Genomic DNA, 16797 nt, shown 5'->3' with positions numbered 1-16797 from the left:
TTAGTACACGAGCTGTCTGAAATCGCGGATACGATGGAAAGAAATAAAATTTCCGTTGTGCGCCGTAGCCGCGCGCTCGTCCCCGGAGCGGCTCAATACGAGCAGGTCGTCGCCGCTGATCGCCATGCTTGCGTAGTGCCTCGCCTGCTTCGGATGATCCGTCTTCGCTACGAGCCCGGCGAAACACCAGTCGACGCAGTTTTTGGAAAAATGCAGCTGCAGGCGGTGCCTTTCGTTATAAGGCAGGTCGAACCTTTCCGGAGGCAGCAGCTCCGCCCGCGTCATGCTGTCTGTCGTCTGGGAGCTGAGCAGCCAGTACAGACGTGTCGTCTCGTCGTACAGGATGTGAAACTTCATTTGGCCGCCCGGACACGGGACGAACGCGATCGTTTTCCCCGAAGGCACCGTCTCCAGCATCGTCGAGATCGTACCGTCCTCGTTCTCCACCGCCTTCGCGACGTTGGCAAACCCGGTTCCTCCCGTATGCGCCCTCATCCATAGATGGAAGGTGCGCCCTTCCGGATCGTGAAAATAATGGTTCGGGTCGGTAAACTGTACGACGTTCGTTTCCAGCCAGCCGATACGGACGGCGGGCCGTCCCGGAGCAATGCGCGCTACCGTTCCCGGCTCGACTTTGTAGAAAGGGACTCCGAAGCCGTCCAACGCATCTTCATCGATCGCATCGCGGAAGCCGAGCGTCGAAGCGAACGTCCAGCTCTCCCGCCGGGTCAGATCGTCGCTAGCGCTTGCGCGCATCAGCACGGGGGCAAGGACGCTAATGCCCCACCCTTTGTAGGCCGGATCAGTCATTTTCTCCATGACCAAGTACACGTTGCCTTTGGCGTAATGGACATTCGCCGGCGCCTGGTGCCATTTCTCGCCTTCCGTAAGCATCACCGGCCCGCTCCATGTTTCGCCGTCGTCATCCGAGCGGATGATCGTCAAATCGTTGCAATGGCCCAATACGTATACCGATCTGCCCGCAACGAAAGGTCTTCCGTGAATGAACGGAAAATCCGTCCGATGCGTCCAAGTACGGCCTTCATCGTCCGATGTAAACACCTTGCCCTGCCAAGGCTTGCCCGGCTCAAGCTCGCCCTTGCGGCCCGGCAGCCCGGCGACGCCCGCTCCCCCCAAATCCAGCGTCGCGACGATCCTGCCGCTTGGCAGGACCGCAATACCGGGACTGTAGGCGAAGATGGCCGCCGGATCGGGCGATTCATATACTTTGACGAATTCAGGGGCCAGTTCCGTTACTTTGTAATCGATAGACAAATTCGTTCATCCTTTCGCTCTATTATTTTTTTCCTTCGGCAATGATCTTGTTGATTTCCTCATCCATCTGGCGAAGCGCCGTATTAATATCCTTCGTGCCCTTTAGCACCTCGGTGTTGTACTTGTTCATTGCCGTTCGGGCTTTACTGTCGTATGGAGTCGAGACGTGGGATTTCGCTGGCGTCGATTTATAGATGGCCTGAATGTTTTTCCCTTTCAAGTACTCTACGTTTTTCCCGAATTCTTCCCTTACTTTCGAATCTTTCAGAACGGACATTTTCGCGTTTCGCGACATGTCGAGCTGCGTTTCGTCGGAAAGCAGCGCCTCCACTACTTTATAAGCTGCGTCCTTGTTCTCGCTGATCGAGGTGACTACGATTCCGTGTCCGTCGAATTCGTGCCCGATGCCCGGCGCTTCCTTGAAGCTGGGGAAGGCGGTCATATCCCAATTCAGCTTGTCGGTTACTTTCGAGATATACGGAAGCAGGTTGATTCCCGCGAACATCGCGACGTTCCCTTTCGTAAATTCACCGTAGTTGCCCGGGCTGACGAATTTTTCTTTATATCCGGGAATGTCGAAGATCGTCTTGTACATTTCATAAATTTGCTTCCACTTCTCTTTCGTTACCGCCGATTTCTCCGTTTTCGCATCGACTATGGCCAAGCCGAGAGAGGAGGCTACGCGGAACAGATGGTCCGGATCAAGTCCGCGGTATACGTTGCCGTCCGCCGTTCTCGTTACTTTGCGGGCCAGCTCGATCGTTTCGTCCCAGGTCATGCCGTCCTTCGGATAGGCAACTCCGAATTTGTCGAACAGATCCTTGTTGTAGTAAAGCACATTGAAATGCCTCGTAAACGGAACGCCGGATAAATATTGGCCGCCGCTGGCGATCTTGAACGAATCAACCGCAACCTGCTCGATTTTACCGAGATCGATATTGTGCTTCTTCAGCATGGGCTCCATGTTGTCGGCAAGCTTAGCCGAGATCACATCGTCAAACAGCAGGTTCGCTTCGAACAGCAAGTCGAATTTCTCGCCTTTGGCAAGCAGCAGCTCGTAACGATCGACCGAATACTTCTGACGGATCAGCTCCAGCGTAATGTTCGGGTATTTCTTCTTTACCGGTTCGACCACAAAACGTTGAAATTCCTCGTCCGTCACCAGTCCGGTGTCGACGATTTTCAGTGTCACCGGCTTCGTCGCGTCGAAGCCGTCCGCCGGGGCGGTTGCCTTCGTATTGCCGGATTTGCCCGTTTCGCCCGCTCCGCCGTTTCCGCAGCCGATTGCCGATACGGATAAAATTGCTGTTAATGTTAGTGAAATCCATTTTTTGAACATACGATCTCCCCTTAAGTTTAGAGTCGTGCACTTTCTTTGAAACCGCATTCATCAAGGTTTGTACGATACAACAGGGAGTAACTTGATCACCGCAAAAGCCGTCGCTGCTGGTTCCGGATCCCGATCAGCTTCATGATTTACACCTGTCGCTCACTTGTTCTTTATTGATGAACACCGTTCCTCTAGTTAAGTATAACGCTTACCCGGAACGACTTCGTTGCATTTTTTAAGGTCGACCTCCCATTTTTTATGCTTGTGCATCTGCAAAGTACGCCCGGGAACGCAAGAAGGGCTGTCCCCATAGTCACAACCGACTAAAGGACAACCCCTTCTTCACAGAACGCGACATCCGGGTAAAAGAACGAACCAAACTTCGTAATTAGCGAACTTTATTGCGCTAATCGCTTGCTGAGTGTGCGAATTCAACGGATAATGAACCCAATTTCACTATTACTGAACTTGAGTTCACTACTAGTTACTTCAGGTTCACTATTCCATCGATACGGATAAAATGGGCCCAAACAGTGAAATGAGGTTCGCAATTAAGCAAATTCGGTTCGCTGTTCGCGAACGTGTGCGGTGACGACAACTAGCGACAAGCGACAAGCGACAAGCAACAAGCGACAAGCCACCAGCGATCAGCCACCAGCGACCAGCAACCAACTACCAGCAACCAACTACCAGCAACCAACTACCAGCAACCAACTACCAGCAACCAACTACCAGCCACGAGCAACGGCCAGCCGGCAATCAGCAACTGCCTATTGCCCAATCGCCCCATAAACCGAGGCCGCTCCGCAGAACGCCTACCCTAACCTGGCCTAGCCCGCCTCCGCTTACAAATGCTCCTTCACAAAGTCCCATACTCGCTCTTTGTAGTACCGGTGCCCCCCTTGCCCGACATACAGCTCACAGCGATCGGCGGCATTCATGCTTCGGTATATAAGCTGCAGATGGGAGAAAGCTTCGCGCGTTCCTTCGATCGGGTAGATGAAATCGTTCTGTCCATGAACGATCAGTATCGGTCTCGGAGCGATCAGGCCGGCCACGTCGTACATTTCACCAAGATTCAAGATGCCCGGCACCAGGTTGCACGCGCAGTGCCGCAAAGGGACGATCGACCGCTCGAACGTGCAGAAGTACGATCCGGGTATCGCCGCGCGAATTCGTTCATCTATGGCGGCCGCGAACAAAGACACGGTGCCTCCCCCGGAATTGCCGGTGATCGCGATGCGCGACGCATCGATCTCGCTGCGGGTGGCCGCGTAATCGATCAGTCTGCCCATATCGTGCACCCGTTCGCCGATCAGCGTACGCCCGTACATGAGGGCGCTCCGCTGCAGCGACTCGCAGGAGTTCGCTTTGCCCGAAGTCATGTCCTCCTCCTGGGCCATTTCCCAAAACCCGCGCACGTCCGGGGCGATTACCGCATATCCGGCCTCGACGGCCTGCAGGGCGATATCCCGATCCCCCTCAAGCGCGCCGCTTCGCTCCTTCTCGTCCTCGAAACGGCCGACATACACTTCCTTGCCTCTGCGGCCGTGTCCATGAGGTGCAAGCACCAGCGGAAAAGGACCCTGTTTCCCGCGGGGCAGCAATAAATAGAACGGAATCGTGATCCCCTGCTCCGTGGCTATATACCATTTCTCGAGCGTATATGTATCGTATTCCGCCGTTTCCACCTTCTCGGGATGGAGCGGTACGGTTGACGCATCGATATGCCGCATGCCGAGAAGCTCCCGCAGGCTCAGGCGAAACTCGCGCTGCCAGTCGGGCAAGCTTCCGTCGGCCAATGCCTTACGATAATCAAACCGCCTTCTGTTCGATTGCGCCATATTTGTTAAATAAGCTTCCGTATTGAAATGCATGCCGGATCACCTCTACGAATTAATTTACACCGTTCCGATGCGCTTGCTGCAGCAAGCTTTCCAAATACCCGCCGTCATGTCCAGTCTCCGTGCACAGCAGCACGCCCTCGTCGTACCGGCACTTCTGCCAATGACTCACGAGCGTTTTCGCCCATTCGGGGGAATCGCCGAGTTCTCCGCGCGAAGCCCGCTTCAGACCGTTCATGAACAACTCCCGGTGGGCCGGCGTAAAAAACAAGTTGTGCAGCCTCGCTGCACTCGTCTCGGTATTTCCCGCCATATCGGCCAGTAGAGCCTCCAGATTGCGCTTCATCCCGGTCAGGCCGACGCTGTCGACGAACGCGTTCCATACGGCACGTACCGAATGCGGATCGGCGAGCAGCTCCGATACGGTGCGCAGCGTCTGCAGAAATCCGGCTTTCAACTGCCCGGTCATTAGAGACAGGCCATTTCGCTCGATGACATACGGACTGATCTCCAGCTTGGAGATGCCCGACTTATGCACGTCAAGGTGAACCAAATAACCGGTATGCTTATAGAAAGCGTCATCGTCTTGCCAGAATACAAAGTTGCCTTGGCTGTACACGATCGGCACGCCGTTATGGATCTCGATTCCTTGTGGCACGTGCGGATGGTGGGCAATAACCGCCGATGCGCCCGCCTCGGCCATTTCCCTCAAGCCGTCCACCACATACTCGGGAGGCATCGGCGCGTATTCTCTCCCCCCGTGAAAAATGACTAGCACATGATCCGACCGCGTCTTCTCATGCCGAATTTGCCGGGTCAACTCGGGAAGCTTAAAGCCGTTGGCACCAGGACCGTTATCGATAGAGCAGCAAGCCTCGCCTTCTCCGCAATTGATAATTGCCGCGGTAATGCCTCCGATCTCGATATGCAGCGGCCTCGCCGCCTCCTCGCCGGTAAGGCCCGCGCCTACTGTCTTCAGCCCCGCTTCGCGCAGCACCTCGAGGGTCCGCCGCAAGCTTTCCGGACCGTAGTCCATAATATGGTTGTTCGCCATGCAGGCAATATGAAAGGGCACCGCCGTCAACGATCGGACGGCGCTTTCCTCGGCCCGGAAATTCGGTCCCGCCTTCGGGATCGGCTGGCCGTGGGAGCCGAGAGTCGTTTCCACGTTGATCACATTCAGATCGCTATTGCGCAGAAGCGGCAGAAGATCTCCGTATACGGATAGCGGGTCGTCCCCGCTCTTCAGTTCATAACCGCGCGATGGAAGCCAATCCGACCCGATCGTAAGACGCACCGTCTTCTCCGCGCCCTCCTTCCGGCCGTTCCCTACCGCGAGGACGTCTCCCCCACTCGTCTCCGGGGTCCACACCCCAAGGTTCCAATCCGCCTTCACTCCACTTCTCTCCTCTCGTTCCATCCGACTATTTCGCCGCTTCGGTCGCGAGAAACTGATTCAGCTTCTCGTCGGCTTCTCTTAATGCCGTGTTGACATCCTTGCCTTTGTAATAATCATAAAATGCCGTTTTAAGTAAATTGCTCGCCTCGGTCGTATACCGGGGACGTACCGGGGAGTTGATCATTTTGCTTTTGAACATCCCCGCGTGGTTTTTCCCTTTGGCAAATTCAAGGTCGGCCGCGAAGGCAACTTCGAATTTTTTATCGGAGAGAGGCGACTTCCGCGCCGTCTTTCTCACCAAATTCATTTGCGTCTCATCCGACACGAGCTCGACGAGCACCTTCATCGCTTCGTCCTTATGCTTGCTCGTACTCGTGATGAAGGTCAAATGCGCATCGATATCGTTATATACGTTAGGTCTGGAAGGCAGGCTCGGATATTGCGCCACATCCCAGTTCAGCCCGTTCTTGGTCGGCTCCTCCAGCTTCGAAGTCATGTTGTTGCCGCCGTACATGGCGGATATTCGCTTCGTGTGGAAGTTGGTGTCCGGACTGATCGAGTTTTTCAATTCGGCGTCCGTCCATTCGTTGCCGGGAATCGAAATGATCAATTTGGACAGCTCGAAGATCGATTTCCATTCCGGTGTATTCAGAGTGGCTTTATTCGTCTTGGTGTCGTAGAACGTATTGCCCAATATGCGCTGAAACCGCGTGACCGCGTAGGGATCGAGCCCGCGAATTTGCGTATCGCCCAGTTTGCGCGTCATTCTTTTGCCGAGCTCGATCGCCTCGTCCCAGGTCATGCCGTCCTTGGGATAGGCGACGCCGAACGCGTCGAACAAATCTTTGTTGTAATACAAAGCGCTGAAATTCAACGCGTACGGAACGGCGTTCAGCGCCGTCGGCCCCGTCACGGCCATTGCTTGAACGACTACCGGATCGAAGCGGCTCACGTCCAATTTGTACAGCTTCGCCAGTTCCGACAAATCGTACATCAGCTTGAGATCCTGATAAGGGCCGAAGTTTCCGTTATGGGTCGTAATGAGATCGGGCGTTTCCCCCGCCGCGATCAGGTTGTTGATATTCGTCGTAGCCGTCTTCTTCACCGTAATATGCGGGTATTTCTTCTTGATCGGGTCGACGAACATCACCTGGAAATCGGAATCGCTCAGTCCGTTTCCATCCAACATCATCAAGGTTACGGGTGCTGCGGTCTCGGCCGGGACCGCCTGCGGTCCATCCGACGCCGGCGGCTTCCCGCTGCTGCAGCCTACCCATACGGTTGCGCCCATCGCGATAAGCATAACGGACACGGTCGCTCTTCTCTTCATGTTACACCCCCCGAAGAAGATGGATTAACCTGATTATGACAGCGCTTACTCAAAAATCAGTATACCGCGAATGCACCGAACGTTCTTTCCGCTATTTTGCTATCGCTCCAAAAAAAATCGCAAATCTTGCTACTATTCCGAAAAGCGTACTGCTATGATTAAAGGTAAGGGGGGACCGTACTATGCCGGAAAGGTCGAACCATTCGCCGCAGCAAGACGGAGCGGAAAAATTCACGGAAACGTTTACAATCGCGCGCAACAAATTCAGCTCCGATCATCATATGAAGGAAGCCCATTTTCACGATGGATACGAGATTTATTACTCGATGGCGGGCGAGAAAAATTATTTTATAAAGGACAAAATGTACCGGGTGTGCAAAGGCGATCTGCTGTTTATCGACCGGTACGAGCTGCACAAGGCGACATCGACCTCCCGCCTGGAGCGGGAAAGAGTGCTCGTCTATTTCAAAACGAATTTGTTCGACGCCAGGCAGCATTTGCTTCAGGACCCGCTGTCCCCTTTCCATGCCGGCTCGCCTGTACTTTCCTTGCCCGTTCATGAACAAAAATTCGTCGAAGAGCTGTTTCATAAAATGATCGAGGAATATCGCGACCGGCGCAGAAATTATTTGCTCTGCATCGAGGCGCTGCTTGCGGAGCTGCTCGTATTCGCGATCCGCTGCAACGAGAAGCGCTTGGAGAATCCCGCTTCGGACCCTAAATCGCTCCATCCGAAAATAACCGAAGCGATGCAGTATATAACGCAGCACTATACGGAGCGGCTGACGCTCGGCATGCTGGCCGAGAAGTTTACGACGAGCCCCTACTATTTAAGCCGGTTGTTCAAAACGATGACGGGATTCTCGTTCGTCGATTACATTGCCGCCGTCAGAATTATGGAAGCGCAGAAGCTGCTCCGCGATACGAACCGGAACGTCATCCGAATCGCCGAGGAAGTCGGGTTCGACAATTTGGCGCATTTCTACAAAACGTTCAAGAAGCTGGCTTTCGCTTCCCCTTTGCAGTATCGGAAGATGCACCGATGACCGATCCCCCAGAAGTGAAGAACCGCTTCGTAGCTTATTCCGTCGGAGCAGCTTTGCTGCTCTCGCAACAATAGCTTCAACTGAAACACGAATGTACTTCGCCGAATTGCATCGATAAAAGCTATTGTTATTACTTCTGGGGGAGCCCCCGATACAAGATAGCCCCACAAAGTGAAGCTTTGCTACGAACAAAAAGGCTGTCCCGAAGTCATCCTCATGACTCGCGCGACAGCCTTATTTATCTTTACCACATCTTATACCCCGGCGAACCCGGTACATCGTTACCGATCATATCCATGATCGGGATCGTGTAAGCGACGATGATAAGTACGACGCATACGCCGATCCACACACCCCAGCGTTCAAGCAGGGCAGGCGTTTTCTCCGCCGTCTCCGCCACTTCGCCGATCGGATACTCGGTGTCGCCCTTCGGCGCGCGCAGCAAGCCTACGATGTTAGCGATCATGATGACGACCGCTACGAAAAGAATCGTTCCGCCGATCGCCATCGCCACATGGTACGGCATCCACAAGATCGCGTCCGGGTGGTCGCCGTAAGTCGTATAGGCGGTTCTGCGCGGCGAACCGAACAAGCCTACCGTATGCATCGCCCCCGACATGAAGAACATACCGACGCACCATAATATAGTTTGAACAATTCCCCATCCGTTCATGCGCTTCGTTAACGTGCGTCCGGTTATCGCCGGGATGAGCCAATACGTAATGCCGAAAAACGTAAGCGCTACGCTCGTCGCTACGGTCAAGTGAAAGTGCCCGGTTACCCAAAGCGTATTATGCACGACCGCGTTCATCTGATGGCTCGCGTTGATAATGCCGCCCGCGCCGGCCGGGATGAAGATGAGCATACCCATAAACGGTGCGAAGAAGCGGACGTCTTTCCACGGCAAATATTTAAACCAGCCGAACAACCCTTTCGCGCCCTTCGATCTGCCGTACAGCTCGAACGAAGCGAACAGCGAGAAAGCCGTCATCAGCGAAGGAACTATGACCATGAACGTAAGCACGACCTGCAAATATTTCCAGAACTGGCTGATCCCCGGCTCCATCAGCTGGTGGTGAAACCCTACCGGAATCGAGAATAAGATGAACAGCATGAACGAAAGTCTGGCCAGCGCGTCGCTGAATATTTTGCCGCCGATAATTTTCGGAATGACGACATACCAGCATATATAGGCCGGCAGCAGCCAGAAGTAGACGAGCGGATGGCCGAAATACCAGAACAGCGTACGGCTCAGCAGCACGTTGATCGTATCGACCCAGCCGAACGACCAAGGGATGAGCTGGAACAGCACTTCGATCGCTACCCCGATCGTGCATATTTGCCACATGATCATCGTCGCGACCGCCATAAAGGAGAACAGCGGCGACATTTTGCCTTTATTCGTCTTCTTCCAATACCGATAGTTGTAGAACATTCCGAGCCCGCTGATCCAGCTGCCTACGACGACATGCGCCAAGGCGATGTAGAAGAACGGGGATGCTTTGAGCGGCGCATAGAACGTGTACAGGACGCTCGCCTGATTCAGCAGAATGACGACCGTGCCGATCACGGTGCCGAGAGCCATCAGACCGAATCCGACCCAGCCCATCCGGCGGGATATCGGCAGCAGTTGTCCGCCGAGCGTCTTGGAGAGCCCCGAGTATAGAAAGCCGATAATGAAGAACGTGGTGAAAATGAGCGCCATCAGCACTCCGTGGGCGGTCAGCAGCTGGTAATAGCCGATTCCCGCGGGCAGCTCGATCATCCCGCCGCGCACGAGCCCTTGCAGAACGCCGGCGATGCCGCCCAAGAACAGCGCCGCGAAAGCGAACAAAATATGGGCGAGCACGAGAGATCCGTCCCGGCGGTCGAACCGTTCCGTTTGGGGTGTTGCCTTAGAAGCAGCCGTAATAGTAGCCGTAGTCATTCCAATCGCCGTCCTTTATACGGACACGAGAACCGGTCCGTTATTTCACAACAAGAGTCGTTTTCATAAATTCGTGCCCGGTGCCGCAATATTCGTTGCACAAGATCAAATATTCGCCGGCTTTTTTGAACGTATGCGAGATATGGTTCACTTCGCCCGGCAGCACCATCATGTTGACATTCGTTCCGGGAATTTCGAAGCCGTGCACGACGTCACTGGACGTAATCGTAAAATGAACCGTCGCACCTGCGGGCACTTCCAGCGTAGTCGGAGCGTAACCGTAAGCGAATGCGGTCATGATCGCTTCATACTCGTTGTCCCCGACCTTCTTCAGAATAGGTTTATCGAACGGTGCCGTCTCGGTCACTTTCGCGGGATCGATCGCATGGCGATGGCTGCCGGGAGTCGTAAGTCCCATCGAAAACGCCATAATGCCCAGGACGATCAAGAACACGGCAAGCATTGAAAAGCCGAACGTCAGCCAAATTTTCTCCAAGCGGTGAATATGCATGCGGGTCAACCTCTTTTCGTCATTAGTTTCTGGCCATATAAAGGACGAATACGCCGAGCCAGGATACGAGCAGGAATGCGCCTAGCAGCATGACCGCCGCAAACGTTCCTTTCAATGACGGCTCGCTCCCGTGTTCCCCGGCTCGATCTTTGTTCGTCTTGTCTGATGCCGATTTCGCCATCAGGATAACCCCCTCTCTCTCACGGCCGATAGTAAGGACATAATCCGCATGTCCGCGCGGATATTAGCGTCTTTATGCTGTTATTGTATCGGTCCGCGGCGGAAGCAACTGTGATTTAGATCACCCGGCGGCTCTGCAAACGGTGAACAATTTGTTAACGGTCCTCATCTTGCGGCATTCGTCCTTGCGCATGCGAAAAAGCCCTTCGAACGGGATCGAAGGGCTTGGATTCATGAAGCCTTTTGATCGGGGATCGAAGGACTCGCGGCTTCAACGAAGCCCTTTGATGAGGGATCGAAGGGCTGGTTGCCGGATAGGACGGCGGCTATCGATAAACAACGGAACTGCATTCCGTTATTGACCGCTAAAACAAGTACACTGCCAAAATTGCGGAACTACATTCCGTTATTCAGCTTTTTTCCCGCCATCGAATCAAAAAATGAATGGTTTTACGTACCATAGTTCCGCTATAACCGAGAAATGCCGCGAAATATCCAACTTAACGGAATACAGTTCCGCTAAAAGCGATCAGGGGAATCGTTGGAGGGAGCAGCCGCCCGTTGAAGTCGTGCTGTCCGTACTTTCCGCCTCAGTCCCCACTCCCTTTTGAGCTCCTCCGAGTTGCCTCCCCCCGCACAAGCCCGCCGCAAAAAACTGTTCGTTTCGTCTAGTCCCCTCCCGCCATTCCCCGTCCATTCATTCACCAAGGGATATATGTCCTCATATGATGTGAGTAGTCTATGGAAACACGAGAAATCGCAGGATGGCGCTTCTAAAGGAGACACACCATGACCAGTACGAAACTGACAATCCATGTGCAAGGCATGGGCGGCCTGCTTCAAGATCAAACGCTGGTGCTCGGGGAGCGTGCGGCACGATCGCACAAAATCCCGTCCGGCGGAACCGTAACGCTCCGATACGGCGCATCCAAGCATCAGGTGAAGGTCGTCTCCGCCTCTCATCTAGACGGCCTCCGCATCAGCGAATCGTTCGCGCGCAAGCTGGGTCTCCATCACGGCGCCCAAATCAGCATCCGCTATAAGGCGAGCAGCAAAACGATCGAGCTCGGTCCTCTGATCGGCGTCATGATGAGCCGCGTGTACTCCGGTTCCCCGGATCGTCCGTTCGGATCGAACACCGCCTTTTGCAAAGAGCTGGTGGACACTTGCCAATCACATGGCGCATTCGTCTATTTTTTCACTGTGGAGGATATCCCTTCCGGCCATCCGCATATCGAAGGCTGGACTTATTACGGAAGGTGGCGCAAATCCGGTTTTCCGATCCCGGACGTCGTCTACAACCGGCTCACGACCCGGAAGCTGGAGAACAATCCCAGCGTTCAGCATTTCATGAAGGATGTAAAATCCCGCTACGGGACGACCGTGTTCAACGAGAAATACTTGGACAAAACCGACGTATTCGACGCGCTCAAGCAGGATCCTTCGCTTACCCGGTACTTGCCGGAGTCATACCTGTTCAAAAATTTCCAGATGCTCAAATCGATGACGTCGCGCCACCCGGTCGTCTTCCTGAAGCCGATAACCGGCAGCCTGGGGAAGGGCATTATCCGGATCAGCCGCTCGGGCAATCAGTCGTATTCGTGCCAGACGACAAGCTTGAACGGAACGATCCGGCAATCGTTCCCTACGATCGAAGCCGTGTTCTCTTCCATCGCAAGCAAGCTGAAGCAGCGGCGGTACCAAATCCAGCAAGGGCTGCATCTGATCGAAACCGGCGGACGTCCCGTCGATTTCCGCGCGCTTGTCCAGCGGAACAATACGGGAGCGTGGAGCGTCACTTCGGTAGTGGCGCGCATTGCCGGGAGCAATCACTTTGTGTCGAACTTGGCGCGCGGCGGATCGCTCAGCCGGGTGAAAGAAGCGCTGGCCAAAACGAATTTGACCGCCGTTCAGCAGCGTTCCGCAGCCGCCCATCTGCGCAAAGCGGCTCTCGATATCGCGAAAGGTATCGAGACGCAAGTGAAGGGGCATTTCGGGGAACTGGGCGTCGACTTGGCCGTCGACACGAACGGGAAAGTATGGCTGCTTGAGGTCAATTCCAAACCGTCCAAAAACGACGGAACGCCGCTTGCCGAAGGCGCAACCCGCCCTTCCGTCAAACAAACGGTGCTGTACGCCCGTTATTTGGCCGGATTTTAACGAAGGTGAGACCGATGATAACGAGAAACGAGCGGCGGAACGCGCAAACCGTCGGCATCATGGTATGCCCGAAGGCCGGGGAACCGCCTTTTGCGGAAAAAGATTATTACCGGCGGCTGACGGGGATCGGACGGAAGCTCGGATTGGACGTATTTGTTTTTTTCCCGCACAGGCTGGATTGGGACCGCAACCGGGTGGTCGGATACGCTTATGCCGCAGCCTCGAAGCGTTGGGAAAAAGGTTTTTTCCCGTTTCCGGATGCCGTATACGACCGCTGCTTCTACTCGAACCCCGGAGTATACGCCGCTTATCGGGAACCGATCCGGCGCTTGATGGCGTCTAGCGGAACGCGCTTTCTCGGATACGGTCTGAAGGGCAAATGGAACGTCCACCAGATGATGATGCGCGATGAGGCGCTGAAGCCTCACGTCCCCGAGACGGAGCTGCTGGAGCATAAGGACGATATCGTCCGCTGGCTTGACGAGAAGGGGGAGCTGTTTCTGAAGCCGCACGGCGGCAGTCAGGGCAAAGGCGTGCTTCACCTTGCGGAAACGCCGGACGGGTTCATCGCCAAAGGACGGACGTACAGAAACGAGACCGTACGGCTCCAATTCCGCTCCAAGAGCCGTATGCTTGCATGGATCGGACAATTTACGTCAGGACGCAAATATTTGATTCAGCGGTATTTGACTCTAACTACCGAAGGTGGGGACGCATTCGATATCCGCGCACTCGTGCAAAAGAACCGCAAAGGCTGCTGGGAGCTGACCGGCATGGCGGTTCGTCAAGGCGCTCCGGGAAGCGTGACGTCCAATCTGCACGGGGGCGGTCATGCGGAAGAAACCGTACCGTTTCTGCGCGACAGGTACGGCCCGACGCAAGCTGCGGCTATTGCGGCAACGGCTCACGATATCGCCCTGCGCGTTCCCGAAGTGCTGGAACAGTACCACGGCCGTCTGGCGGAGCTGGGCGTCGATCTCGGCATCGATGCGGAAGGAAAAGTATGGGTGCTCGAAGCGAATTCGAAGCCCGGGCGGTCCGCGTTCGCGTCGCTGTCCGACGAGCGGGTCCGGCTCGCCTCGATACGCAACCCGATGCTGTACGCCAAATTTATGCTCGACAGCCGAAGCGAGCGCCTCGGCCGATTGTGAGCCGGCACGACCGGTCGCTTCACCGGACGCTTCCGATGCCATCCAAGCTTCTTGCAACCTTTTAGGAGGGTAACTTCATGAGTTTGACAATGTGTACAATCCATTTCGCGGCGCGAACCGACAGGACGGTCTACGTCAGCTCCGCGCTGATGAAGTCGTTGCAGTTGACGGGAACGAAGCCGGTGACACTCAAAATGGGAAGCAAGGCGGTATCCGCTCCGATCAAAATCGTAAAAAAACCCGGCATCCATCTGTACATTCCGGTTACCGTCAAAAACCAGCTGCTCGTGCCGCGAAGCGGAACATGCATGGCCGTATCGAACGGTCCGAGAGAAATCCAGCTGGGACCGCTCGTCGGGATATTAACCAATGCTTCTACGGCAAATGCCGCCCAGCCGTTCGGTTCGCGCTCCTCGCTGTTGAAGGATTACATTAGACCGGGCAGCAAAAAATCGTTCTTTTTCGCCTTTATGCCGTCGGACGTGAACTGGACGACGGATACCGTAGTCGGATATTTTCCGACCGAGAGCGGTTGGATCCGCAAAACCGTCCCGCTGCCCGATGTCGTCTATAACCGTCTATCCAGCCGCAAGGCGGAAAAATCGCTGTCGATCGAAAACTTCAAGGAACGGTTCGTCCGGCGCGGCATCCCGCTGTTCAACTGGAGCTTCTTCGACAAATCGGATGTTTACAACTTGCTCGACGGCGACAAGGAAGCGTTCAAGCACGTACCCGAATCGCATCTGAACCCGACGCCCGAGCGGGTGCGCGAGATGCTGGATAAACACCGGTTCGTCTATTTGAAGCCGACCGGAGGCAGTCTCGGCATCGGCATTTACCGGTTGACGTATCATCCGAAGCGCGGGTACTTCGCCCGCTTCCGCCGGGGCGGCAAAAACGTGCTGTACCGCTTCTCCCAGTTTTCCGGCTTGATGAATTTGCTGAACGCGCGAAGCGGCAGACTGCGCAATTACGTCGTGCAGCAAGGGATCCGGCTGATCGAAATCGACAACTGCCCGATCGATTTCCGCTTCCACCTGCACAAGAACGGCCAGAACCAATGGGTCGTCGCCGGAATCGGGGCGAAGAAGGCCGGGAAAGGGAGTGTAACGACGCATGTGAAGAACGGCGGGCAAATTATGACGCCGGAGCAGGTGCTCGATCGCGTTTTCGGCAGCAAGGCCGACGCGATTCTGCAAAACTCCAAGCAAGCGGCCATCAAGCTTGCCGAGTCGATCGAGAAGAACAGCCCGCACATCCTGGGCGAGCTCGGTTTCGATATCGGGATCGACCAGGATGAGCAAATCTGGATGTTCGAGGCCAATTCCAAACCGGGACGTTCCATATTCAAGCACCCCTCCTTGAAGTCCCAAGGCAAAACTTCGCTCGAACTCATATTCGAGCACAGCATGTATTTGGGGAGATTCAGAGCGAGGAGGGAGGCGTAAGTGGAGATTACCTCTTCAATGGCGTTTCACCGGCCGCTGCTCGGCATCTTGACCATGGACGATCCGGAGGAATTGTTCCGGGGCAACCGCAACAATTTCATCGACCTGATCAAGACCGGTTCGGAGATGGGCGTCTCCGTGTGCGTAGTGACGGTCAAAGATTTAAAGCCGAAGCATAAAAAAATGATCGGATATATGTACGACCCGGTGGCGAAACAATTTACTCAGCAAATCATCGGTATTCCGCACGTCCTCTACAACCGCATTCCGCTTCGCGAGGACGAAGCGCTGCCCGAGGTGCAGCATACGCTGCAGGCTATTATGAAGCATTCGCAGGTTCGGCTGTTCAACCCGACCTTCTTCAACAAGTGGTCGCTGTTCGAATGGCTGAACAAAGCGAAGACGACGGCCAAATACATTCCGGCGACTCGCAGAATGACGGCCAGCACGGAGCTCGAAGGACTGTTGAAGCTGCATTCGTCCGTCTACATGAAGCCGATCAGCGGCAAAGCGGGCAAGGGCATCATGAAGGTGGAACGGGTTTTCGGCCGGCTGGACCGGAGAACGGAGTATGCGCTCAGCATTCAGGAAACGAAAGGAAGCGTCGTCTACAAGTATCCGAAATTTTCGCTGCTATGGGCGAAAGTCAAGGAAGAAATCGGTCATGAAGACTATATCGCCCAGCAGGGCGTCACGATCGTCAAGTACAAAAAACGTCAGTTCGATCTGCGTCTGCTCGTGCAAAAAACGTACAAAGGGGAATGGGACGTTACGGGTATCGGAGCCAGGCTCGCCGGCAAGCTCAGCATCACGACGCACGTGCCGCGCGGAGGCTCGATCGACGATCCGGAGAAGCTGCTAGCGGCCGGGTTCGGCACCGAGGGGGCCAAACGGATTATGCAGCGGGCGCGCAGAGCCGCTCTTGCGATCGCCCGGCAAGTCGAGAAGAAATCGGGTTATATGCTCGGAGAAATGTCGATGGATATGGGCGTCGACATTCACGGCGGCATCTGGTTTTTCGAAGCCAATTCCAAACCTATGAAATTCGACGAACCGCACATCCGCAAAAAATCGTTGGAGCGGATCGTGCAATACTCCCTCTACTTGATCCGGACGAATCAGGCCAAAACAGGCGGAGTTCCGATAGGCTATACGAATTAGCCTAACATGCGAGGCGAATCCGGACCTAAACGTCC

The 16797-nt window shown here is 54.9% G+C and carries 13 protein-coding genes; 5 read left to right on the top strand and 8 right to left on the bottom strand.

The features are described from left to right. The 5 genes from FE783_RS21905 to FE783_RS21885 form a co-directional block, all read right to left on the bottom strand. Complete coding sequence (locus FE783_RS21905; RefSeq protein ID WP_138881523.1) at positions 1-1275, bottom strand: sialidase family protein; 1275 nt, start codon at positions 1273-1275, stop codon at positions 1-3. Positions 1276-1297: 22 nt separating this feature from the next. After that, on the bottom strand, positions 1298-2614 hold the full coding sequence (locus FE783_RS21900) for an ABC transporter substrate-binding protein (RefSeq protein ID WP_158301966.1): 1317 nt from the start codon (positions 2612-2614) through the stop codon (positions 1298-1300). A gap of 836 nt (positions 2615-3450) precedes the next feature. Beyond that, a complete protein-coding gene (locus FE783_RS21895) occupies positions 3451-4482 on the bottom strand; it encodes an alpha/beta hydrolase family protein (RefSeq protein ID WP_138881521.1) in 1032 nt (343 codons plus the stop codon). A 19-nt stretch (positions 4483-4501) separates the two neighbouring features. Beyond that, positions 4502-5845, bottom strand: coding sequence for a CapA family protein (locus FE783_RS21890; protein WP_158301965.1), 1344 nt, complete (start codon positions 5843-5845; stop codon positions 4502-4504). Positions 5846-5873: 28 nt separating this feature from the next. Continuing rightward, a complete protein-coding gene (locus tag FE783_RS21885) occupies positions 5874-7178 on the bottom strand; it encodes an ABC transporter substrate-binding protein (protein WP_138881519.1) in 1305 nt (434 codons plus the stop codon). 182 nt (positions 7179-7360) lie between these two features. Here FE783_RS21885 and FE783_RS21880 point away from each other — a divergent pair, with 182 nt between their 5' ends. Next, positions 7361-8224, top strand: a complete 864-nt coding sequence (locus FE783_RS21880) for an AraC family transcriptional regulator (RefSeq protein WP_138881518.1) — start codon at positions 7361-7363, stop codon at positions 8222-8224. A gap of 244 nt (positions 8225-8468) precedes the next feature. Here the strand turns inward: FE783_RS21880 and FE783_RS21875 are convergent, their stop codons facing one another. From FE783_RS21875 to FE783_RS21865, 3 genes are read right to left on the bottom strand one after another with little or no spacing between them, the layout of a single operon-like run. Further along, a complete protein-coding gene (locus FE783_RS21875) occupies positions 8469-10151 on the bottom strand; it encodes a b(o/a)3-type cytochrome-c oxidase subunit 1 (protein ID WP_138881517.1) in 1683 nt (560 codons plus the stop codon). A gap of 40 nt (positions 10152-10191) precedes the next feature. Further along, complete coding sequence (locus tag FE783_RS21870) at positions 10192-10662, bottom strand: cytochrome c oxidase subunit II (RefSeq protein WP_138881516.1); 471 nt, start codon at positions 10660-10662, stop codon at positions 10192-10194. A gap of 22 nt (positions 10663-10684) precedes the next feature. Continuing rightward, the gene (locus tag FE783_RS21865) at positions 10685-10843 is read right to left on the bottom strand and encodes a cytochrome c oxidase subunit 2A (protein WP_138881515.1); all 159 of its coding nucleotides are present in this window, start codon (positions 10841-10843) and stop codon (positions 10685-10687) included. A gap of 788 nt (positions 10844-11631) precedes the next feature. Between FE783_RS21865 and FE783_RS21860 the strand changes: the two genes are divergently transcribed. From FE783_RS21860 to FE783_RS21845, 4 genes are all read left to right on the top strand, one after another. Beyond that, positions 11632-13002, top strand: a complete 1371-nt coding sequence (locus tag FE783_RS21860; protein ID WP_138881514.1) for a YheC/YheD family endospore coat-associated protein — start codon at positions 11632-11634, stop codon at positions 13000-13002. A 14-nt stretch (positions 13003-13016) separates the two neighbouring features. Continuing rightward, the gene (locus FE783_RS21855) at positions 13017-14153 is read left to right on the top strand and encodes a YheC/YheD family endospore coat-associated protein (RefSeq protein ID WP_138881513.1); all 1137 of its coding nucleotides are present in this window, start codon (positions 13017-13019) and stop codon (positions 14151-14153) included. A gap of 77 nt (positions 14154-14230) precedes the next feature. Next, positions 14231-15601, top strand: a complete 1371-nt coding sequence (locus FE783_RS21850; protein ID WP_138881512.1) for a YheC/YheD family endospore coat-associated protein — start codon at positions 14231-14233, stop codon at positions 15599-15601. Continuing rightward, positions 15602-16762 carry a YheC/YheD family endospore coat-associated protein gene (locus tag FE783_RS21845; RefSeq protein WP_238403191.1) on the top strand — a complete coding sequence of 387 codons (1161 nt, stop codon included), beginning with the start codon at positions 15602-15604 and terminating at the stop codon, positions 16760-16762. It abuts the gene before it with no gap. The last annotated feature ends 35 nt before the right edge of the window (positions 16763-16797 follow it).

Origin of the sequence: Paenibacillus mesophilus (genome assembly GCF_005938385.1) — a bacterium.
GTDB classification, from domain to species: Bacteria; Bacillota; Bacilli; order Paenibacillales; family NBRC-103111; genus Paenibacillus_AB; species Paenibacillus_AB mesophilus.
This window is presented reverse-complemented; position numbering and strand designations above follow the sequence as displayed.